Raw genomic sequence first — 21,532 nt, 5'->3', positions numbered from 1 at the left:
CGGCGTGGTGGGCATAGTGGGTCACTCGCGGAGAAGTAGCAGATGCTTGGGCAGGTCAGCCACACGCTCGCAGCCAATCTGCTCCATGACCTGGCGAAGCTGTCGCTTGAGCATGATCAAGGTGTGATCACCTCCTCGGGGTCCCAGAGCGCCCACGCCATACATGAAGCTGCGGCCCATGAAGACAAACTTGGCCCCTGAGGCGAGGGCGCAGGCGACATCCGGGCCGCTACGAACGCCGCTGTCGAGCATCAAAGTGGTGCGGCAGCCAAACTCGCGCTGCAAGCCTGCGAGGGACCGGATGGTGGAGTCCCCGGCGTCGAGCTGGCGGCCGCCGTGGTTGGAGACGATGAGCCCATCGGCACCGAGTTGGAGAGCCAGTTCCGCATCCTCGGGTGTGACGATGCCTTTGACGACCAGTTTACCCGGCCAGCGCTCGCGGATGGCTTTGATCTTGTCCGCGCTGAGGCGGCCTGAGAAGGTTCGGTTCATGAACAGACCCAGATGCTTCATGTTCAGCCCTTTCGGGATGTAGGGCTTCATGGTCTGGAACTGCGGTGCGCCTGCCGCGAGCTGACCAAGGCACCAACTCGGGCGCATCATCATCTGGACGATATTGCGCAAGGACATGCGCGGCGGGATGGAGAGTCCGTTGCGGATTTCTTTGGGCCGGTAGGCAAAGGTGGGAGTATCCGCGAGGATGACGAGCACCGGAAAGCCCGCCTCGCGCGCACGGTCGAGGAGCTTGTCCCGCAACTCGGGCTCGGCCGGATGATAGAGCTGAAACCAGGCCTTGCCGCCTGTGATCTCAGCCACAGTCTCGATGCTGGCGGTAGCCACGGTGCTGAGGATGAAGGGCACCTGATGCTGGGATGTTGCCTTGGCGAGAATCTCCGTGGCGCGCGGCCAGACGAGCCCCTGCAGGCCGATGGGGGCAACGCCAAACGGAGCCTCATAAGTTTGGCCAAAAATCTCGGTCCGCAAATCAGCGCCTGCGTAGTCGCGGAGATACCACGGGTGCAGACGCACCTCGCGGATTTCCTCGGTGTTGCGGCGGAGATTCACCTCTGAGAAGCAACCGCCTTCCAGATACTCAAACGCAAAGCGCGGCACCCGCCGCCGCGCCCGCTCGCGCAGGTGCTCGATGGAGGGATACTGGGAATGGAAGGCTGAGGAATCAGGCTCAGGCAGGGATTTTTGGCTCATGAAGGAGTGAGGGAGCACCGGAGCGCAAACGCCATCGGTCTGCAATGATCAGCGCGTGCTGAACGGAATCGGGCACTGAGATTGTTTGGTTTCAGGCTTAAAAATCACGGCTGTAGCCCGCGAGCCAGCCACCATCGACGGGGATGATGGCGCCGTTGAGGTAGGAGCTTTCGGGGGCGGCGAGGAAGAGGACGGCGTGGGCGATTTCCTCGGGCTGGCCGGGGCGGCCGAGGGGGACGTGGGCGAGCATGGCCTGGACGCGGTCGTTGAACTGGCCGTTCTCGCCGTAGAAGAGCTGCTTCGTGCCTTCGCTGAGGATGGAGCCGGGGGCGATGCAGTTGGTGAGGATGCCCTGCGAGCCGAGTTCGATGGCCATGGTGCGGGTGAGGTTGACGACGCCTGCCTTGGCGGCGGTGTAGGCGCATTGGAGGCGCGCGGGCACAAGGCCCATGACGGAGGAGATGTTGATGATGCGTCCGGATTTGCGCTGGAGCATGCGGCGCGAGGCGGCTTTGCTGACGAGGAAGAGGCCGGTGAGGTCCACGCGGAGGATGCGGTCCCACTCCTCAGTGGGAAAGGAGTCGATGTTCACGCGGTGGGCCATGGTGTTGATGCCGGCGTTGTTGACGAGGATGTCGAGGCGACCGTGCGCGGCGATGATTTCGCTGATGGCTGATTCGATCTGTTTTTCATCGGTGACATCCATGCGTAGCGCCATGGCTCCGGGCGTGGCAGCAGCGAGCTGGCGGGCACCTTCGAGGTTGATGTCGGCATAGACGACTTTGGCACCGTTGGCGGCGAGCGATGCGCAGATGGCTTGGCCGATGGCTCCGGCGGCTCCGGTGACGAGGGCGACTTGGTCTTTGAGTTGGACTTTCATGAGTGAGGATAGGTTTATACGAGCCCGAGGAGAGGGTGTTCGATGAGGTGGCGGAGGGTTTGCAGAAAGCGCGCGGCGGCGGCACCGTCATTCACGCGATGATCAAAGGTGAGGCTGAGCGTGAGGCGGTCACGCGCGGTGAAGGTGCCGTCATCGAGCGGCACGGCCTCGCGCACGATGGCGCCGATGCCGAGGATGGCGGACTCGGGGGGATTGATGACCGGGGTGAAGGCTTCGACGCCGAGGCTGCCGAGATTGCTGAGCGTGAAGCAAGCGCCCTCCATGTCTGCGACAGCGAGCTGACCGGAGCTGGCGGCGGCGATAAGTCTCTGCGATTGTGCGGCGATCTGGGTGAGCGTGGAAGTGCCTACGTCGCGGATGACGGGGACGAGCAGGCCTGCCTCGGTGTCCACAGCGATGCCGAGATGGATGCTTTCAGGGAGCAGGAGATGATCCTCCGCCCAAGTGGCGGCGAGCATGGGATGCTGTCGCAAGGCGGCGGCGGTGAGTTTGACGAGGATGTCGTTGATGGTGGGGACGACCGGGATGGAGTGTTGGAGTGAGGGAGTGATGGATTTGAGCTGCTGACGAAAGTCGAGCAGCGCGGTGGCATCGCAGCGGGCGGTGATGGTGACTGGAACAGTGGTCTGGCGGCTGTGCATGAGCCGTGCGGCGATGGTGCGCCGCATTTGCGTGAGCGGCACCTGTTTCATACCGGAGGTCGAGGTAGAAGTGGCTGCGGCGAGGACATCGCGCTCGCGGATGCGGCCGCCTTTGCCGGTGGGTGCGAGTGTGGCGAGATCAACGCGGTGCTCTTTGGCGGCTCGGCGTGCGCGGGGACTGGCGGGTGTCTCAGCGGTGGATTTTGTCGGTAGGAGAATGGCAGCAGGAGAATGAATGAGTTTTTTCTCCTCCAATTGGGGCGGCTCGATCAACTGGCAGGTCCTGATCTCAGGTTGACTGGAAACCGGTGCGCTCTCGCCTTCGGCGAGCAAGTAGCCGAGCACGTGCCCAACTTTGATGGTGTCGCCAGGCTTGGGGCCATCAAGCGGGATGCGCAAAATCCCGCAGTCGATAGCTTCGACTTCTTGCGCGGCTTTGTCGCTTTCGAGGGTAAAGATGGGATCTCCCTCTTTGATGAAGTCGCCATCCTGCTTCAGCCATGCCAGGAACTTGCCTTCCTCCATGGACCAGCCAAGCCGGGGTAATGTGATGTTAATGGGCATGGCGTTGTCTATTCAGCGCAAAGTTCGCGGATGGCCTGCGCAATGGATTCGACATTCGGCACTACCGCTGCCTCAAGTGTGGGACTGTAGGGCGTGGGTGAGGGTTTGCCGTTGAGACGGCGGATGGGCGCGTCGAGTTCGTCGAAGCCGCGGTCGGCGAGTTGCGCGGCGATCTCTGCTCCGATGCCGCAGTGGGCGAAGTCTTCGTCCACAATGATAAGTCGGCCTGTCTTTGATACGGACTGAATGATGGTTTCCACATCAAGTGGCGCGACGGTGCGCGGATCAATGAGTTCAACGGAGATGCCTTCCTTTGCAAGGGTCTCACACGCCGCGAAAGTCTTGTGAACCATGAGTGCGAGCGCAACGACGGTGATGTCGCTGCCTTCGCGCACGATGGCGGCTTTACCGAAGTCGATGAAGTATTCTTCTTCGGGCACGGGGCCTTTCACGGTCATGAGTTCGCGATGTTCGAGGAAGAGGACGGGATCATCGCAAGTAAGCGCGGTTTTGAGCAGGCCTTTCGCATCGCGTGGTGACGAAGGCACAACGACGCGCAGGCCGGGGAAATGCGCATACATCGAGTAGTAGCTGCCGCTGTGATGGGTGGCAGCGTTGTGCCCAATGCCGATGCAGCCGCGCATCAGCACGGGCATCTTCAAGCGTCCGCTGCTCATGTATTGCATCTTGGCGATCTGATTGATGATCTCGCCAACGGAATCGAGCACGAAGTCGGCGAACATGAAGTCCACCACGGGTCGCGTGCCGGTCATCGCTGCGCCACCCGCGAGTCCTACAAAGCCACGCTCGCAGATCGGAGTATCGCGCAATCGTTCGGGGCCATGGATGGCAAACAAGCCACTGGTGGTGGCGAAGTTTCCGCCGCGCACGCCGATGCCTTCACCCATGACGAAGATCTTCGAATCACGCGCCATCTCCTCGGTCAGCGCTTCGAGCGTGGCCTTCATGAAGGTCAACTCGCGAGTGCTGGCGCTTGAGGCAGGCACATCACGTAGTGGTCCACTGCGTGGGGCTGCATAGACGTGCGTGGTGGCGCTCTCTGCGGTTGGGTAGGCGCTCTTTTCGGCAAACTCATGCGCTGACTCCGTGAGCGTGGCGACTTCCTGCTCGATGGCGCTGAGTTCAGCATCGCTGGCGATTTTTTGATCGAGCAAATGCTTCTTCAGTCGAGCAATTGGGCAACGTGTTTTCCACTGCTCCACGTCTTCACGCGTGCGGTAAGTGAAGTCACCCATACCTTCGGCGTGCGCGCGAGTGCGGTAGGTTTTGCACTCGATGAGTGTCGGGCCTTCAACGTTGCGGGCACGCTTCACGGCCTCGCGGGCCACGGCTTCCACCGCCATCACATCGTTGCCATCCACTTCAAAGCTTGCGATGCCATAAGCTGCTCCACGCGCTGCTACGCTAGGATTGCCCGCAACGCTGGAAAACGGAACCTCGGTGGCGAACTGGTTGTTCTCGCACACGAACAACACCGGCAGCTTCCAGATGGTCGCCATGTTCAGGCCTTCGTGAAACGCGCCGTTGTTCGCCGCCCCATCGCCGAAGAAGGCGACCCCGATATTGCCTGTCTTCATGATCAAAGAACTGTAGCCCGCGCCGGTCGCTTGCAGGATGCAGGGACCGACGATGCCGCTGGTGCCCATCATGCCAATCTCGGGCGCAAAGAGATGCATGGAGCCGCCACGACCGCGCGAGCATCCTGTCTCGCGACCATAGAGTTCTGCCATGAGTTGGCGTGGCTCCATGCCTTTGGCGAGGGCGTGACCGTGACCGCGATGTGTGCTGAAGACAGCATCCGCTTCATGCAAATGAGCGCACACACCCGTGGCGATGGCTTCCTCGCCAACATAGGTGTGGCAGGCTCCGGGGATGAGCCCGCGCTGATGCGACTTTGCGAGCCGCTCCTCCACCATGCGGATCGTGAGCATGGTGCGGTAAAGTTGAAGGGGGGATGATTGGTTCGTGATGGAACTCATGCTGATTTAGGTTTGAGACGCAGAAAGCTGATGATGATGCCGCCGACGATGAAGCAGGCGGCGAGGAAGTGGAGGCACTGCATTTCGCCGTAGCCGTGTGTGCGCAGCCAGCCGGTGACGTGGTTGCCTGCGTAGCCGGCGAGGTTCGCACCCATGTTGATCAAACCGGTGGCCACTGCAGCGGCTGAGGCGGTGAGCGTGAGCGATGGCAGCGTCCAAAACGGTGCGATCCAGAAGAACGCGCCCAGCGCGGTGAGGCAAAGCCAGATCATCTGTGTGCCGAAGCCTTGCCCCGGAATCGTGCTGCACAGGAGGAAGATGCCGGTGGCGACCATGCCGCCCGCCGCGTGCCATTTGCGATCTCCCGTGCGATCCGCCGTCTGGCCGGAGATGAGCACGCTGAGGATACCGCAACTGTAGTAGAGGCCGCTGTAGAGCAGTGTCATTTGATCAGAGCCGCCAGAAAGATTCTTCACTGTGGTCGGCAACCAAAAACTGAGTGCATAGCCACCGCTGTTGCCCACCAGCACACCGATCACGAGCAGCCACACCGCAGGCAATCGCAGCGTCTGCCAGACGGATATCTTGCCAGTCGCTTCTTTTGCCGCCGCTTCAGCAGCGAGCACACCTTCGAGATGATCGCGCTCTGCTTGAGTGAGCCACGTTGCATTTCGAGGTCGATCCGTGAGAAAGGCAAGAACAACAAAGCCCAGCACCACCGCAGGCAGTCCCTCCACGATGAAAAGCCACTGCCAGCCATCGAGTCCGAACCATTTCACATCCAGCAGCATCGACGACACCGGCGCACCGAGCGCCAGACTGAACGGCACGGCCACGAGCAAGCCCGACAGTGCCCGCGAGCGATCATTCTGCGCAAACCAGTGTGTGAAATACACGATGATGCCGGGAAAAAATCCAGCCTCCGCCACGCCGAGGAAGAACCGCGCGCAGTAGAACTGCGACGGCGTTTTCACGAAGGCCATCGCCGCCGAAATGAAGCCCCAAGTAATCAGAATGCGCGCGAACCACTTCCGCGCACTCCATCGCTCCACCAGCAATGCACCGGGAATCTCCAGGAACAGATAACCGATGAAGAAAACGCCAATGCCGAAGCCGAACACATCTTCCGAAAATCCCAGCGTCTCGCCCATGCGCAGTTTGGCAAAGGCCACGTTCGCACGGTCGAGGTAAGAGATGATGTAGAGCAGGATGACCAAAGGCAGAACACGCCACGCGACCTTGCGGCGAAGAGCGATGGGATCGATGGCGGAAGAGTCGGTCATAGAGTGGTGGGCGGTTGGCGTGATGCCTCTCAGGACTATGCGTTCGACTCGGCCACGACGGGATTGGTGAGCGCACCAATCTTTTCGATGTCGATGGTGACGGTGTCTCCGGGTTGGAGGAAGACAGGTGGCTTCATCGCAGCACCGACGCCTTGAGGCGTGCCGGTGAGGATGACAGTGCCGGGCAGCAGCGTGGTGCTGCCGCTGAGGAACTCGATGAGTGTGGGCACGTCAAAGATCATGTCGTTCGTGTTCCAGTCTTGCATCGTTTTGCCATTGAGGATGGTCTGGATGCGCAGCACGTTCGGATCAGCGATCTCGTCCTTGAGCACCAGACATGGGCCAAGCGGCGCGAAGGTGTCGAAGGTCTTGCCACGGCACCATTGGCTGCCACCGCGCTTGATCTGCCAATCGCGGGCGCTCACGTCGTTGGCGCAGGTGTAGCCGAGCACATAATCAAGCGCGTTCGCTTTCGAGACGTTTTTGCAGGCCTTTCCGATGACGACAGCCAACTCGCACTCGTAGTCCACTTCATCGCTCTGCAAATGACGCGGCAGCACGATGGCATCGCCGGGATGCTGCACCGCACCCGGCGATTTCATGAAGAGCACCGGAAACTGCGGGATGGCAGCGTTGCTCTCCTCCGCGTGCTTGCGGTAGTTCAGGCCGATGCAAAAGATGGCCGTAGGCTGAAGCGGCGCGAGGAGTTTGCCCGGCGTGATGATTTCATCAGTGACGCGGAAGTCGCCGAAAAGATCGCCCTCGATGCGGCGGGCGGTGCCGTCGGGTTGAAGGTCTGCGTGCTGGATGGTGCCATTGTTGGCTTGGTGGCGGATGAGTTTCATTAGAGGATGGGGAGATTCGTTTAGTGCTTGGTTTGAACGTTGTAGCCGAGGTCGCGGAGCAGTGTGGCGAGGGTCTCGTGGAACTCTGCGGGCAAAGGAAGCACCGGGGGCGATGGGTCGCCGACTTCGGGGCCTATCATGTTGAGTCCTGCCTTCATGACACTGAACCAATGGGCTCCGTCGCCTCCGTTGTGGTAGGCGCTGAACTGCAAGCGCATGAGTGGCGCAAGCTTAGCCCATATCTGCCTAGCGGAGACCAGATCCCCCTTCACCGAGATCGCTTGATAAAGCTTCACCGCAGCGGCTGGCACCATACTTGGGATACCGGAGATCCATCCATGGGCTCCATGGCAAAGCCCCTCAAAAGCTACCGAATCGATGCCCGCATAGACAGAGAGCTGCCCATCGGTCTCTTGCAGCAGCGAGCAAATGCGGTCGGGCTCGGCATTGGACATCTTGACGCCTTTGATGGCACCCTCGCGGAAAAGCTGGGCAAGGTGCGAAGTGCGAAGATTAACCCCGGTCAGCGGAATATTGTGATAGAGGACCACCGGGATGGAAACGGCCTCTGCGATTCGCCGAAAGTGGTCCATGGTCTGGGCCGGTGTGGGTGCCATGTAATAAGGCGGCACGATGAGCAACGCATCCGCCCCCACGCTCTCCGCGTGCTTGGAGAGTTCGATGGTCAAACGCGTGGAGACATGATGGGTGCCTGCGACGGTCGGCACCCTGCCTGCGCAGGCTTCAATGGATGCTTCCATCACGCGCTTGCGGTCGTCTGATTCCATGCCGGCAAACTCTCCCGAACTGCCAAGCGGGGAAATGGCGCTGACGCCTTCGTCAATCAACCAGTCGATGTGTGGCTTGAGCCGGGCAAGGGCGAACGTGCCGTCCGCATTGAATGGAGTGATGGAAGAAGCGCAAACGCCGCGAAAGAGTGGCTTGTGCTTGGCTGGAGTGAGGGTGTCAGGGTTGCTCATGGTGGTGTGTAGTTGACGGAATGATTGGTTGGTTAGTTTGGGGATGGAGTTGCAGCCGTTCTGTGGCTTCACGACTGGTTTTCTCGAACAGGGCAGCATGACCGGACTGCTTCAGGTCTTGGTCAAAGGTGGGGATCATCCGCCTCATGCGCTCCCGGCCCTCAGCGCTGGCAAGCAGATGCGGCAGGCAGGTCTGGACGACTTCGAGGGCGATGTTCACCGAGACCGATGCACCCGGCGAAGCGCCCAGCAGCGCAGCGATCGAATGGTCTTTGGACGGGAACACTTCGGTGCCGAAATGCACCGCGCCGCGGTCCGCTTTCTTGATGGCCTGCACACGGATGCCCGCCTGCACAAGCCTCCAGTGCTCCGAGCGGGCATTGGGGTAAAACTCGCGCACGGCGTCCATGCGGCTCTCCATGCTTTGCAGACCCTGGGTGACGAGATACTTCACCAGCGAGAGGTTGCGCATGCCGGTCTGCAGCAGCGCGCCGAGATTGTTCGCGCGAATCGAGAGCGGCAGGTCGCTCCAGTGTCCGTGTTTAAGGAAACGCGTCGTCCATGAAGCAAACGGGCCGAAGAGAAGCTGGCGCTGGCCATTGAGCCTTCGCACATCGAGGTGTCCCGCGCCGAGGCTGGGTGATGAGGGCGGCGTGGCACCATAAACCTTCGCTTCATGCCTTGCGCAGATCGAAGGCTCGTCGCACACAAGCCACTGACCGCCGATGGGAAATCCGCCAAGTCCAGCGACTTCGGCGAGACCGGTGGATTGCAGCAAAGGCAAGCTGCCGCCGCCCGCTCCAACGAAGACGAACTTCGCACGTTGCTTGCGCTCTTCACCGGAAGCCATGCATCGAAGGTCGAGATGCCACTCCCCTGCCCCACGCTGGAGTTTCGTCACCTTCCATCCGGCGGCGATGCCGCAATGCTCCTGCTCCGCCAGCCAACCGCAAAGACGGCGGGCCAGCAGGCCGTAGTCCACTTCCGTGCCGTTGCCGGAGGTGGCCGCGACCGGACCAGGGCCGCGACCCTCCATCACCAGCGGGGCCCACTGCTGGATCATCGACGGATCGGTCGTGAACGTCATGCTGCGGAAGAAATGATGCTCCGCCATCGCGGTGTGGCGTGCGCGCAAGAAGTCCACATCTTCCCGACCCTTCACGAAGCAGACATGCGGCACCGCATGGATGAAATCCGCAGCAGCTCCCACCATGCCTTCAGCAGTCGCGGAGCCCCAGAACTGCTTCGAGTGCTCGAACTGCTCAAAGATGCGCAACGCCCTTGTGATCGGCACGCCACCGCATTGATCGCGTGCCGGGGTATAGCTGAGTTCGCAAATACCGGCGTGACCCGTGCCTGCGTTGTTCCAACCATTCGAGGCTTCCTGCGCGAGTTCACTCGTGATTTCGACCATCTGGATGCGGAGATGCGGATCGAGCCGCTTGAGCATCACTGCCAGCGTCGCGGACATGATCCCACTGCCGACAAGCACGATGTCGGGGGCTTCGAGGATGCGGGCATCCATGTCCGGTGGCGTTGGCATCAGTTCAGGGGGCGATTATCAGCACCAATGAGCGCCGATGGCCTCGACATGCACGGCATACAGACTGCGGCTCGCAGTCATGAAGAGGCGATTGCGGCGCGGGCCGCCGAAGCACACATTGCTGCACACTTCCGGCAGCACGATCTGGCCGATGCGTTTGCCCTCGGGTGAGAAGATCTGCACGCCATCGTAGCCTTCGCCCACCCAACCGGATCCGGCCCAGATGTTGCCGTCTTTGTCGCAACGAATGCCGTCAGCAAGTCCGGCGACTTCCTTGCCATTGAGGTCCATTTTCATGGAGGCAAACTCGCGGCCGTTCTTCAGCTTCGCACCATCGATGTCCCAGACCTTGATGTTCTTCGGTGCCTCGGGGTAATGCGTCGCGCCGGTGTCGGCCACAAACACCTTCTTGTAGTCGGGCGAGAAACAGAGGCCGTTGGGCTTGAATATTTCATCCGTGACCTTTTCCACCTTGCCGCTTGGGTCGATGCGATAGACCGCTTCTTTGAGCAAGAGGTCGCCTTTGTTGCCCTCGTAGTTGCCGAGGCTGCCGTAGCCGGGATCGGTGAACCACACGCTGCCATCGGGATGCACCGCACCGTCGTTCGGTGCGTTGAAGGGTTTGCCGTCGAACTTGTCGGCCAGCACGGTGAGGCTGTTGTCGGCCTCGTAGCGCACCACGCGACGGTTGCCGTGCTCGAAGGAAATCTGCCGACCCTCGCGGTCAAAGGTGTTGCCATTGCTGTGACCGGCGGGCTTGTGAATCGTTGTGACTTCGCCGTCGTCTTGCAACCAGCGATGCTGCACGTTGTTCGGGATGTCGCTCCACACGAGATACTGCCCCCAACCGCTCCACGCAGGCCCTTCGGCCCAATACATGCCGGTGTGCAGTCGCTCGATGGGCGCGGAGCCGATCTTGTATTTCTCGAATGCCTTATCGAGCGCGATGACATCCGGCTCGGGATAACGCACTGGCGCGGCACCGGGGCCGAAATCACGCGCCAGCAACGGCGTGGCCGCGAGTGAACTGATGGAAGTGAGGAAGGAACGACGAGTAGTCATGGTGTTGTGAATGGTTGGAGTGTTGGAGATCAAAGTATTCATGCCGTGGTCACGCCATTGACGATGTTCGGCAGCGGCTCACCGCGCACGGCCATCAGAGCGATGCGTGCGGCCGTTTCTCGCAGGGTCTTCACCGCTGGCGGACTCGCGGAGGCGATGTGCGCGGCGAGAATAACATTCGGCATTGAGCGGATCGGATGGTCGGCGGGAATCGGCTCAGGATCGAAGACATCGAGTGCGGCACCGGCGAGATGACCAGATTGCAGTGCGTCCGTGATGGCGGCGCTGTCGGCGAGATCGCCACGGCCTACGTTGATAAAGATGGAGCCTGCTTTCATCTTCGCGAACGCAGCAGCATTGAAGAGTTGCTTCGTCTTCGGTGTGGATGGGCAATGCGGTGTGACGATGTCGCTCTGCGCAAGCAGTTCATCGAACGACGCCGCGGCCACCGCTCCTGCTTTGGCGATCTCATCCGCTGCCACGACGGGATCAAACACCAGCACACGAGCCTTGAACGCGAGCAATCGTTTCACCACCTCGCGTCCGATGCGTCCAAAGCCGACGATGCCAATCGTGAGATGCTTCAGCGATGCCATCGCGGTCAACGGCGTGGCGAGGCCCCACTTGCCCGCGCGGATGTCGAGAGCGTTCGGCACCACCTGCCGCTTGATGGCGAGGATGAAGGCCAGCGTGTGATCCGCGACTTCATCAATGCAGTAGTCAGGAATGTTGCACACCGGGATGCCGCGCTCACGGGCGGCGGCGAAATCCACATTGTCGTAGCCGATGCCGTAGCGCACGATGGCTTTCGCTTTGGTCATCGCTGCGACGACTTCGGCGTTCACGGGAGCAAACTGCGCGATCACGGCATCGGCATCTCGCACGAGTTCGGCGAGTTCCGCAGGTGAACGCTTTTCTTTGAAGGAGACGATCTCGATCCCTGCGGGACGAAGCACAGCTTCCTCCAAGCTGAGGTCAGGAAAGGTGTAGTCGGTGATGGCTATTTTGGGCATGGTCGTTTGTGTGAGGTTATTCACCGATGACGCGGACGGTGGTGAGTGACTTGATGAGGCTGTGGTCGTCCCATTTCCAGACGACGCGCTTCTCCTTGTCGTGCGTGACTTCGATGGCGTGCGCGCCCTGGCCTTCCTTGCCGCGCATGAAGTTGCCGATGAGCAGGTTTCCATTCTTGAGCTGCTGAAGACTGGAGACCCAGGTTATGTTCAAATCAGGCGCGTCCTTGTCACTGAACTCCCACACGATCTGCTTGTCTGGCGTGACCTCGATCAACCGCTTCTGCGTGCCGCAGCAGATGAGTGTGTTGCCATTGGCGAGCCTTTGCGCTTCACCGGTGTTGGTGACGCCCGTATATTCCCACACCACCTTGCCGTCCGGGTCCACCTCACGCACCGCGCCCTCGCCTTCATGGGCGGCGAGGATGTTGCCGTTCGCCAGCTTGTGGACATTGCGCACCTGAAGGTGAGTTCCTTCAATGTTCGTCGTCAACGGCGTGACATGCACGATCTCACCCTTCGGATTCACTTCGACAGCCTGACACGGCCCCTGCTCTGCGACCAGCGTGTTGCCGTTCGCGAGTCGCTCACTGCCGAAGACCTGATGCGACTTGCTGACGTAATCGAAGACTGTCTCACCACGCGAAGTGATCTCGCGCACGCCCGTGGGCTGGCCACCGTAGCCAAAAAGGATGTTCCCATTCGGCAGCACATGGAAGATCACCGTGGTGCTCGGCGGCTTGAATTCCCAAACCAGCTTCCCATCGGCATCGAGTTCAACGAAACGATTGGGTCCCTTGCCATACTCCGTGAAGAGAAGGCGATGTTTGATAGGCGCGTCAGCGGCATAGCTTCGCATGCTGAATGGCAGAGCGAAGGCAAGGAAGGCTATGAAGAGGCGGGTGGTGGTGTTCATGGTTGGAGTTGAGGTTGGATTTCAGGACTCGAGAAAAGCTCAGCGCACAGGCTTCGGCAGGTGCGGCAGCAGCTTGTCGAAGAGACTCTGCTGCTCTTTCAGCACGGCGGCGTGCTCGGTCTTGCCTGCGAGATTTTCGCGTTCGAGTGGATCAGTCTGGTAGTCGTAGAGTTCGACGGACTCGACTTGATCGGTGATGCGTGGATTGTCGGTGCTGAGGTCGGCGCGGCGCCATTCGATGTAGCGGTAGCGTGGCGTGCGCAGTGTCCAACCCATCACGCCATCCTTGCTGGCGTTGGGAGTCATCTGGCTGATCGCAGCTTCGTGTAGCGTTGTCCGCACCTCGCCAAGCAAAGGCGTGAGGCTGGTGCCTTGCAAATGCGCTGGCTTCGGGAGACCGGCGAGCTCGCAGAGCGTCGGATAAACATCGAGGAACTCCGTGATGGCTTTCACCTCGGCACCCTGTCTATGGCCCGGTGCAGCGATGATGAGTGGCGCGCGGGTCGCGTCCTCGTAGTTGGTGACCTTGCCCCAATGACCGTGCTCCCCGAGGTGCCAGCCGTGGTCGCCCCAGAGGCAGACGATGGTGTTCTCAAGCGCGCCAGATTCCTCCAACGCGGCCATCAACAGGCCGACATTGGCATCGCTGTAGGATACCGAGGCGGCGTATCCGTGGATGAGTTCGCGCTGGAGCGCCTCGGGGATCGGGCCGGTCTTCGGCACATCCGACCAGGCTCGCAGCTCGCCGGAGTTGCTGTAAAAGGCGAGGTCGTGCGGGCTTCCGGTCGGCATCGTTTGAAGGGGAGCGAGCGGTAGCTTTGCCCGGTCGTAGAGGTCCCAATATTTCTTCGGCGCAATGAATGGCAGATGCGGTCGCAAGAAGCCAACCGCGAGGAAGAACGGTTGCTTTGCCTTCGCAAACTCCCGGATCTTCGCTGCTCCGGTGCGCGCCATCGCACCGTCGTAGTAGGCGTTGTCGGGAACGTCCTCGCTCTCCACCGGCGGGCCTTGCGTGCCGGGTGCGGCAGCGGTGAGGAGTTTCTGCGTGATTTTGTTTTGATAACCGGGCGGCTTACCGAGACCGCTGGGCGCTTCATCAAACCGACGCACATACGGCACCGACCACGAAGCGGTGTCATGGCCGTCGTCCACGGTTCGACCATCGAAGACCTTGCCCATGGCGCAGGTGAGGAAGCCGTTGTTTTTGAAGTGCTGCGGCAGCGTAACGATGTCCGGGAAGCGCTTGCGCAGGAGGTCGTCCTGCTTCGCGGGATTGACCACGATGTGCGTGGTATCCGGCCGCAAACCTGTGAGCAGACTAAAGCGCGAAGGCGCGCAGAATGAGACCTGGCAGTAGTTTGCCGTAAACCGCGTGCCGCGCGATGCAAGGCGATCGATGTTTGGCGACTTGATCCACGATGCGCCATAACAGCCGAGCAGAGGCTTCAGATCATCGATGGCGATGAAAAGGACGTTTGGCTTCTTCGATGATGCATCAGCGTGCACTCCAGCCATCGGAGCAAGCAGAAGCAGCGCGATGAAGACGGTGCGACAAAAAGATGGGAGACAGAAAAATGGATTTCTGTTCCTCATCTTTTTGTCTCCCATCTTTTTGTCGTTATTGATCGGAGTTGCTCAGCAAGCGCGGGGATCTGTGCTGTGGCCTCGACGGTGCCGGCGAGGTTCACCGTTTCGAGGGGGTCCGCCTGTTCGTTGTAGAGTTCCTGACCGACGACGTGGCCAGTCTTGAAGTCGCGCCACTCATGATAGCTCCAGCGGTCGGTTTTGAGCGCATAGCCCATCACTTGTGGCAAGGCCTGCGGTCCGCCTCCCCAGTAAAGTGCGGGGCGTGGATGCTGCGTGAGCGCGGCAGTTTTCACGGAGGCGCTGGCGTCCTTGAGCACAGGCACGAGGCTGGTGCCGTCCAGCTGACCTGGAGAGGGAAGACCGCTGAGGTCCGTGAGCGTGGGAAAGATGTCGATCAACTCGCTGATGGAGGTCGTCTTCGCGCCGCCCTTTCCGATGCCGGGAGCGCTGATGATCAGCGGCACTCGAGCGTCCCACCCGAACAAGGTCATCTTGCCCCAAACATCGTGCTCGCCCAGATGGAAGCCGTTGTCGCCGATGATGACGACGATGGTGTTGTCACGGAGCTTCAGTTCATCGAGCGCATCCAGCACGCGGCCAAACTGCGCGTCGGCGAAACTCATCGCCGCATAGTAGCCATGGCGGATCTCTCGCTTGGCTTCCTCATCGAGCGTGCGGTGGGCAGTCGGTTCGCCGAGGATTTCGTGGTTCGCGTGAAAGGCGATCTCGGGCGCGTTGCGAGGCCGTGCGGGCGTCTTGATGGCCGGGATGTCCTCGCGGCGATACATGTCCCAGTAGCGCTTCGGCACCTTGTAAGGCGAGTGCGGCTTGAAGATGCCCAGCGCGAGAAAGAACGGCTCCGGCTTCTTCGCGAGCGCCCGCAACTCGCAGATCGCGAGACTGGCCGACACGTTGTCAAAGCACGCTTCGTCCGGCACATCGCGATTCTCACAGAGCAGATCCTTCGCGAGGTTCGGCGGCAAAGCAGCCCCATCTGGCATCGCGAACTCATCCTTCGTTTTGCCGCCGGTGCGACGATCTGGCACGCTCAGTGTCTTGAAGTCCGCTTCCTTGCCATAACCGCCGAGGACTTTGCCAATGCTCATGGACGTGTAGCCGTGCTGCATGAACCACTGCGGCATCGTGACCGCATCTGGATGCAGATCGTAGAGATACTTCGTCATGCTCCAGATGCCCAGCGAGTCCGGCCTGCGCCCACTCATGAACGAAGCGCGTGATGGACCACAGATCGGCTGCTGACAAAAGTTCCGCGTGAATACCGTGCCACGAGCAGCAAGTCGATCAAGGTTCGGCGACTTCGCCACCGGATCGCCGTAGCAGCCAAGGCGGTTGTTCAGATCGTCGAAGACGACGAAGAGAACGTTGGGCTTTTTCGATGAAGCAGCATCGGCGGCTGGAGCGGCTTGGCACGCCAGAGCGAGAAGAATAAGGGCGCGCGTGACGGTCGACATGATCACACTTCCTCAAGCATGAGTTTCGCATCGCCGAAGGTCTTCGGGCGCACTTCCATCTTGTCCATCATCGACATAAACAGGCGGCAGAGCTGGCGGTCGGGCTTGTCTTTATAGTCGAGTGCACGTCCGCCTTTGAGTCGTCCGCCTGCGCCACCAAGGACGATGATGGGGAGCTGATCGTTGTCGTGTTTCGCCCCGGCCATCATGCTGGAGCAGTGCATGAGCATGGTGTTGTCGAGAAGCGTGCGCGGGCCTTCCTGGACGGCGTCGAGCTTGCGCGCAAGGTAGGCGAGCTGCTCCATGAAGAGCTGGTTCACCTTGAGGAAGTCCTCTCCGTCGCTGTGGCTGAGGAGGTGATGGATCATGTAGTCGATGCCGTGGCCTGGCTGCTGGATGCTGGGCAAGTTCGGAAAGCGCAGGGCGCTGTGGTCGTTATTGAGCTTCAGTGTAGTGATGCGGGTGGTGTCGGTCTGAAAGCCGAGCACAAGGATGTCGCACATGAGCTTCATGTGCTCCGCGATGTCCTGCGGGATGCCGTCGGCAGGGCGTTTGATATTTGGCTTGTCGAGCGTGGGTCGCCAGCCTTGCAGTTCGCCGCGTTTACCGGCGTTCTCGATGCGCTTCTCCACGTCACGCACGCTGTCGAGATACTCGTCGAGTTTCCGTTGGTCGCTGGCGCTGATGTCGCGGCGCAAGTCCTGCGCATCGGCGAGCACGGCATCAAGCACGCTCTTGTCGGCTGGCGAAGCTTCGTCTTTGAAGAGACGATCAAATGCGAGTGCGGGGTAAAGCTCAAGCGGTGTAGGCGTGGTCGGCGAACTCCACGAGATGTGCGAGCTGTAGAGCATCGAGTAGTTCTTGTGCACCGACGGATTCGATTTCTCGCAGGCCAGCACAAGGCTCGGCACCTTCGTGCTGCGCCCATACGTTTGTGCGAGCAACTGATCGAAGCTTGTTCCCGAACGAATCTCCCCACCGCTGGCGATGGGCGCGCCGGAGAGTATGTTGCCGGTCTGCGACGAGTGAATGTTCCCTTTGCGCGCTTCCTCATGATACAAGCCGCGCACGAAGAGCAGCTTCTCTTTGAACTCGTTCAAAGGCGCGAGCACGCGACCAAGCTCCATCGCCTTGCCTTCGCCTTTGGCCCACCACTCCTTCGATTGGAAGCCGTTGCCGGAGAAGGTCACGCAAAGACGCACCGGTGCCTCGCTGGCAGGCTTGTTCTTCTTCGGCTCATCGCCCCAAACATTGTATGACTCCAGCCAGGGCAAGGCCATGGTGACGCCTGTCCCGCGAAGGAAGGCTCGACGGTTGAATTGATGGGTTTTCATAAGCTTGAGGTTGGTTAGTTATGGACGACGAAATCTTTACCGCGCACTTCGCGGAACTGCGGGCTGCGAACGATCAACTCCATGGCGGCACCGACATTGTGATCGCCGGTTTTGAGTTGGGTGAGCATGGAAGCGATCAGTGGCTTATCTGAGAGTTGCACGCCGCGTCCGAGGGCGTAGCCGACCAGCTTGCGGCAGAACTGACGCAGGAAATCATCGCTGCGGTTGTCGAGCAGGTAACTGCGCAAGCCGTCGAGACCATCGACACGGGAGCCGTCTGGCAAAATGACTTTCGTGTCGGCTTTGCGAGCGCGTCCGATGGCGTCGAAGCCTTCGAGAGCGAAGCCGAAGGGATCAATGCGGCGGTGGCAGGCAGCGCAGTTCGCATCCGAGCTGTGCTTCTCGACGAGTTGGCGTTCGGTGAGACCTTCGGGCGGTTGCTCGGGGAGAATGGGCACACCTTTGGGTGGAACGGGAAGCTTCTCGCCGAGCACGACCTCGCAGAGCCACGCGCCGCGCAAGATGCCGCTGGTGCGCGAGGCTCCGGCTTGCTTCGCAAGTGTGGCAGCGAAGCCGAGGATGCCGCCGCGGCCTTGAGCGTGGAGACCGTCGATACGTTTCCAATCAGACGGGGAATTCGACAGGAGAATGGGGACAGGAGAATTTTTCAGAGGATTCTTTTGTCCCCATTCTTCTGTCGATAATCCGTAGTGTCGTGCCAACTCCGCATTCACGAACGTGTAATCCGCATCGAGCAGCGAGAGGATGCTGCGGTTGTTTTGGAAGAGGTCGATGAAAAAGCGGGTCACTTCTTCCTGCATCGACTCGCGCACATTCACGAAGGTGGGGAAGTGGCGCTCGCTCTTTTCATCCAACTCGGCGACTTCGCGGACGTGGAGGTATTGGCAGCCAAACTCGGTAGCGAGGCGGCGAATGCGCTCGTCCTTCATCATGCGTTTCACTTGCGCGGCGAGCACATCGGGCTCGTGGAGTTTGCCGATGGTGGCGAGTTGCGTGAGTTCGGCATCGGGCGCGGAGGACCAGAGGAAGTAGCTCAGACGTGTCGCGATCTCCCAATCGTTCACTGCCGTGGCTTTTGGTCCCGGCGCGGCTTTTTCGCCGCGATAGAGAAATGCCGGCGCCACGAGCACTCGCGCAAGCATCATACGCACGGCTTTGGCGTGCGGCATCTCCTGCGTGCGCAGCTTTTGATAAAGGGTGCGTAGTTCCTTCTGCTCAGCGTCTCTGAGCGGGCGACGCCATGCCTGTGTGGCGAAGTCGAGCACGGCTTGCACGTGTCGTGGTTCGACTTCGACTTGCAGCTTCTTGAAGGCCTCGGCTCCGCGCATGATCGGCTCACGCATCGGTTCCAGTCGTTTATCGCCATTGGGCGCGTCTGGCCCATCTTGCGAGGAGAACTGCCAGATCTGCTCAAAGGCATCCACCAGCGTGAGAGCATCCTGACTGACGAAATGCAGTTCGTCCCAGAGGCGGTCGAGCGCCGCACTTTGCGCATCATCGAGGATCAATCGCCTGAGTTGCTCGTCCTCGCGATGGAACAGGGTCAGCGTCACCACCTCATCGGCAGGCACGATCTTGGTGTAGCACAGCGCGGCGGGGAACAGGGTGCGGAAGTCATCGAAGGCCCTTTCGAACCGATGACGTGCGGCGCTTCCATCTTGCACCAGGATCGGCGAATCGAAAATCACCGGGGACTTGCTGGAGTTCCATGCGCCGCCTTCCTTGGCCGAACTCGCCACCGTAGCTTGCAATCCTGATGACGCGGCTGGCTTCGTGGTGAGCACCTGCATTTGCACACTGCCTTCCCCGCCACTGGTGGGATGCAAGCGGCCAGTGGTCACCAGTTCAGCGCCCGCCAGCAGCGATGCGGGGAGTCGCAATTCAATGACTGACGGTGCGTGCACGCAGAGGCTCGTTGCAGCAACCTCGCCGCCTTTGGGATGCTTGCCGAACATCGCGGGATCGAGTCCGTAAGGCGACGCTGGGCCATCTCCGGCCTGCGCTTTCACCGAGCGCCATGCGTCGGCGAGCAGCGGACAGTTGAACGAGAGAAGCTGGTTGCGCAGTTCGCGATCAGTCGGGCTCGCCTTCGCGGCTGCGGCGTCTTGCTGGAGCACCTGCTGCACTTGTGCAGCGATTCGTGCCCGCTCGTCGGCGTCCTTCGCTTTCCGCCATTTTGACAACAGCGAATCACTGGGGATGACGGACGATGCCGCTCCCGCTGCTGGTTGACTCAGGAAATGCCACACCGCTTTGTTGCCGTGTCGGTCGGCGTGCGGATTGCCAGCCAGGATGTCCGGCGAAACATCCTTCGCGAGATCCCACTCGGTTTTGCCATCGTTCAGGGTCAGATTCACCGGCGTGTGATCGCAGGTGTGGTCGCCATCGCGCGGATCGATGACCAGCGCAATGACATCGCCAGTCATCACGTTCACGTTTTGAAACGGTCCCATCGGAATCACCGTGGAGCCCTTGCTTTCACCGGCGGCGAGCACCTCGCGCGTCTGGCCGCGCCGCAGTTCCAGCGCATAGGTGATGCCGTTGCCACCCACCGTGTGCCCGTCCTGAACTTTGCCGCTTACTCGCAGCGTGCCGGTGACCGGACTGCGCCACGCGATGACCGATGCAAGCTTCGGCGAGGGATGTGTGGCAACGCTGTGCGGCGGCATCGTGCCAGGAATTTTCACCGTGGCATCGGAGGAGTTCGCCAGCACGCTGAGAGCATTGTCGCCGGTCCAGCCTTTGATGAACTCATAGGCCGTAGAGCGCTCCGATTTCTTCACGAGCAGCGGTTCCAATTTCACTTCGCCCGCAGTGCCAATGCCGAGATAGTTCAGCCAACCCGCGAGCACTTTGCCATCGACGTTGTGCTTCTGCGCAAGCGCGGCGAGGTCAGGACGGCCATCCGCACTCGTCGCCTCGTTCGCTGCCGCGAGACATCTCACCACGCTTTCTGTCACTGCATCGCGATGTCGCATCATCTGTTGCACGACCGAGCGCACATCGCGCAGGAGCAGTTCGCCATGTCCCGGCGTGATGAGTCGCGCTTTTTCCCAGAGGGCGAAATCGTTCGCGTTTCCATCCCCCGCATCGCTAGTGGTGAGATACAGCGTGAGATCGCCGCCGTCCGATGGAGGCTGCAACTTCATCCGCAACTCATGCTGCGCTGCGAGCGGTGTCACCGGTTCCAGCCAGGATTTCGGGCCGCCGACCTTACCCAGATGTCCAATATTGGTGAAGCGCCACAGCGCCTGCTGCCAAGCTTCGATGTCAGCCACTGCCAGACTGCCTTCGCGCCATTTCGCGCGCAGCGGATCGAGTAGCGCAGAGGGTTTGTTGTCCTGCAACATGTCCCACAGCAGCCCGAGATACTTCGCGCTCAAGCGACGTTCACGCGCGACATCGGCGATCTTCTTCGAGCCACTGGCGAGGGCTGAACGCTCCTGCAAAGTGGCCGCCAGATACTTGTCGATCGGCAGCCGACCTCCCTTGTTACTGACTTTTTCAGCACCATTGACCGCGACGGATTGCTCGGTCGTGTCACTGAACTCAGCATAGAACTCGCGAATCCTCGCCAGTGTCTCATCGGTCCAGTCACGCGATGACGTGCCAGCGGAAAACTGAATGCCTGTCGGCGTGAGCACCGCGTGGCTCGCGACATCCTTCGCCGCATCGAGATACTTCGTGAGCAACGCAGGCGACATCACCAGAGCTGCGCCCACATTGGTAAAGCCTTCACCTGCCGCACCATCAACCGGGAACTCCTTCGCCGGATCGAGCGACGGGACGCCGGTGAGATCACGGATCGAGTAAGTGTATTCCATGTTCGACAGACGCCGCAGCACCACCGGCCCCGGATCGCCCGCGCTGGCGAGCGCGATGTCATCCAGCGTGCCCTGCATCCAGTCCGTGAGCATCTTAATCTGCTCGGGTGACGGCTTGGGTTTGCCCTTCGGCGGCATCTCCTTGTCGCGGATCTGATCCAGCGAATGCTCCCACACGACGGGATCACGTTTCACGAGGTCGAGCGAAGTAAAGCGCTCCAAATCGAGATCGCCCTTCTGCTTCTTCGTCGAGTGACAGTCCAGGCAATACTGTTTCAGCACAGGCTGAATGGTTTGCTCGAAGACCTGCTTTTGATCGGCAAAGGCTGGCGCGGCCATT

Annotated in this window: 15 protein-coding genes; all 15 read right to left on the bottom strand. The window is 60.6% G+C overall.

Features of this window, described 5'->3' with window-relative positions:
- Window positions 1–21: 21 nt before the first annotated feature.
- Window positions 22–1,206, bottom strand: coding sequence for an alpha-hydroxy-acid oxidizing protein (locus tag ACILSE_RS14770; protein WP_395718178.1), 1,185 nt, complete (start codon window positions 1,204–1,206; stop codon window positions 22–24).
- A 97-nt stretch (window positions 1,207–1,303) separates the two neighbouring features.
- Window positions 1,304–2,086 carry an SDR family NAD(P)-dependent oxidoreductase gene (locus ACILSE_RS14765; protein WP_395718177.1) on the bottom strand — a complete coding sequence of 261 codons (783 nt, stop codon included), beginning with the start codon at window positions 2,084–2,086 and terminating at the stop codon, window positions 1,304–1,306.
- Between the two features lie 14 nt (window positions 2,087–2,100).
- Window positions 2,101–3,312 (bottom strand): dihydrolipoamide acetyltransferase family protein, encoded by a 1,212-nt coding sequence (locus ACILSE_RS14760; RefSeq protein ID WP_395718176.1) that lies wholly within the window; start codon window positions 3,310–3,312, stop codon window positions 2,101–2,103.
- 8 nt (window positions 3,313–3,320) lie between these two features.
- Window positions 3,321–5,264: a pyruvate dehydrogenase complex E1 component subunit beta gene (locus tag ACILSE_RS14755; RefSeq protein ID WP_395718175.1), complete on the bottom strand. Its 1,944-nt coding sequence runs from the start codon at window positions 5,262–5,264 to the stop codon at window positions 3,321–3,323.
- Between the two features lie 44 nt (window positions 5,265–5,308).
- The gene (locus ACILSE_RS14750) at window positions 5,309–6,595 is read right to left on the bottom strand and encodes an MFS transporter (protein WP_395718174.1); all 1,287 of its coding nucleotides are present in this window, start codon (window positions 6,593–6,595) and stop codon (window positions 5,309–5,311) included.
- Between the two features lie 35 nt (window positions 6,596–6,630).
- Window positions 6,631–7,440: a fumarylacetoacetate hydrolase family protein gene (locus tag ACILSE_RS14745; RefSeq protein ID WP_395718173.1), complete on the bottom strand. Its 810-nt coding sequence runs from the start codon at window positions 7,438–7,440 to the stop codon at window positions 6,631–6,633.
- A gap of 20 nt (window positions 7,441–7,460) precedes the next feature.
- Window positions 7,461–8,420 (bottom strand): dihydrodipicolinate synthase family protein, encoded by a 960-nt coding sequence (locus ACILSE_RS14740; protein WP_395718172.1) that lies wholly within the window; start codon window positions 8,418–8,420, stop codon window positions 7,461–7,463.
- Window positions 8,407–9,963, bottom strand: coding sequence for a malate:quinone oxidoreductase (locus ACILSE_RS14735; protein ID WP_395718171.1), 1,557 nt, complete (start codon window positions 9,961–9,963; stop codon window positions 8,407–8,409). Before ACILSE_RS14735 ends, ACILSE_RS14740 begins: the two co-directional genes overlap by 14 nt.
- An 18-nt stretch (window positions 9,964–9,981) precedes the next feature.
- Window positions 9,982–11,067 carry an SMP-30/gluconolactonase/LRE family protein gene (locus tag ACILSE_RS14730; protein ID WP_395718170.1) on the bottom strand — a complete coding sequence of 362 codons (1,086 nt, stop codon included), beginning with the start codon at window positions 11,065–11,067 and terminating at the stop codon, window positions 9,982–9,984.
- Window positions 11,064–12,038, bottom strand: coding sequence for a C-terminal binding protein (locus tag ACILSE_RS14725; RefSeq protein WP_395718169.1), 975 nt, complete (start codon window positions 12,036–12,038; stop codon window positions 11,064–11,066). Before ACILSE_RS14725 ends, ACILSE_RS14730 begins: the two co-directional genes overlap by 4 nt.
- Window positions 12,039–12,054: 16 nt before the next feature.
- Window positions 12,055–12,954 carry a hypothetical protein gene (locus ACILSE_RS14720; protein ID WP_395718168.1) on the bottom strand — a complete coding sequence of 300 codons (900 nt, stop codon included), beginning with the start codon at window positions 12,952–12,954 and terminating at the stop codon, window positions 12,055–12,057.
- A 39-nt stretch (window positions 12,955–12,993) separates the two neighbouring features.
- Window positions 12,994–14,469, bottom strand: a complete 1,476-nt coding sequence (locus ACILSE_RS14715) for a sulfatase (protein ID WP_395718167.1) — start codon at window positions 14,467–14,469, stop codon at window positions 12,994–12,996.
- Between the two features lie 74 nt (window positions 14,470–14,543).
- On the bottom strand, window positions 14,544–16,013 hold the full coding sequence (locus ACILSE_RS14710; RefSeq protein WP_395718166.1) for a sulfatase: 1,470 nt from the start codon (window positions 16,011–16,013) through the stop codon (window positions 14,544–14,546).
- Window positions 16,014–16,015: 2 nt separating this feature from the next.
- A complete protein-coding gene (locus ACILSE_RS14705; protein WP_395718165.1) occupies window positions 16,016–17,347 on the bottom strand; it encodes a DUF1552 domain-containing protein in 1,332 nt (443 codons plus the stop codon).
- 14 nt (window positions 17,348–17,361) lie between these two features.
- A complete protein-coding gene (locus tag ACILSE_RS14700; RefSeq protein WP_395718164.1) occupies window positions 17,362–21,531 on the bottom strand; it encodes a DUF1592 domain-containing protein in 4,170 nt (1,389 codons plus the stop codon).
- Between the last annotated feature and the right edge of the window lies 1 nt (window position 21,532).

This window comes from Prosthecobacter sp. (genome assembly GCF_044236155.1).
Classification (GTDB): domain Bacteria; phylum Verrucomicrobiota; class Verrucomicrobiia; order Verrucomicrobiales; family Verrucomicrobiaceae; genus Prosthecobacter.
This window is presented reverse-complemented; position numbering and strand designations above follow the sequence as displayed.

Coding starts and splice junctions, on each gene's coding strand:
- ACILSE_RS14770 (WP_395718178.1), bottom strand. CDS start 1,206: ATGAGCCAAAAATCCCTGCCTGAGCCTGATTCCTCAGCCTTCCATTCC.
- ACILSE_RS14765 (WP_395718177.1), bottom strand. CDS start 2,086: ATGAAAGTCCAACTCAAAGACCAAGTCGCCCTCGTCACCGGAGCCGCC.
- ACILSE_RS14760 (WP_395718176.1), bottom strand. CDS start 3,312: ATGCCCATTAACATCACATTACCCCGGCTTGGCTGGTCCATGGAGGAA.
- ACILSE_RS14755 (WP_395718175.1), bottom strand. CDS start 5,264: ATGCTCACGATCCGCATGGTGGAGGAGCGGCTCGCAAAGTCGCATCAG.
- ACILSE_RS14750 (WP_395718174.1), bottom strand. CDS start 6,595: ATGACCGACTCTTCCGCCATCGATCCCATCGCTCTTCGCCGCAAGGTC.
- ACILSE_RS14745 (WP_395718173.1), bottom strand. CDS start 7,440: ATGAAACTCATCCGCCACCAAGCCAACAATGGCACCATCCAGCACGCA.
- ACILSE_RS14740 (WP_395718172.1), bottom strand. CDS start 8,420: ATGAGCAACCCTGACACCCTCACTCCAGCCAAGCACAAGCCACTCTTT.
- ACILSE_RS14735 (WP_395718171.1), bottom strand. CDS start 9,963: ATGCCAACGCCACCGGACATGGATGCCCGCATCCTCGAAGCCCCCGAC.
- ACILSE_RS14730 (WP_395718170.1), bottom strand. CDS start 11,067: ATGAATACTTTGATCTCCAACACTCCAACCATTCACAACACCATGACT.
- ACILSE_RS14725 (WP_395718169.1), bottom strand. CDS start 12,038: ATGCCCAAAATAGCCATCACCGACTACACCTTTCCTGACCTCAGCTTG.
- ACILSE_RS14720 (WP_395718168.1), bottom strand. CDS start 12,954: ATGAACACCACCACCCGCCTCTTCATAGCCTTCCTTGCCTTCGCTCTG.
- ACILSE_RS14715 (WP_395718167.1), bottom strand. CDS start 14,469: ATGGCTGGAGTGCACGCTGATGCATCATCGAAGAAGCCAAACGTCCTT.
- ACILSE_RS14710 (WP_395718166.1), bottom strand. CDS start 16,013: ATGTCGACCGTCACGCGCGCCCTTATTCTTCTCGCTCTGGCGTGCCAA.
- ACILSE_RS14705 (WP_395718165.1), bottom strand. CDS start 17,347: ATGAAAACCCATCAATTCAACCGTCGAGCCTTCCTTCGCGGGACAGGC.
- ACILSE_RS14700 (WP_395718164.1), bottom strand. CDS start 21,531: ATGGCCGCGCCAGCCTTTGCCGATCAAAAGCAGGTCTTCGAGCAAACC.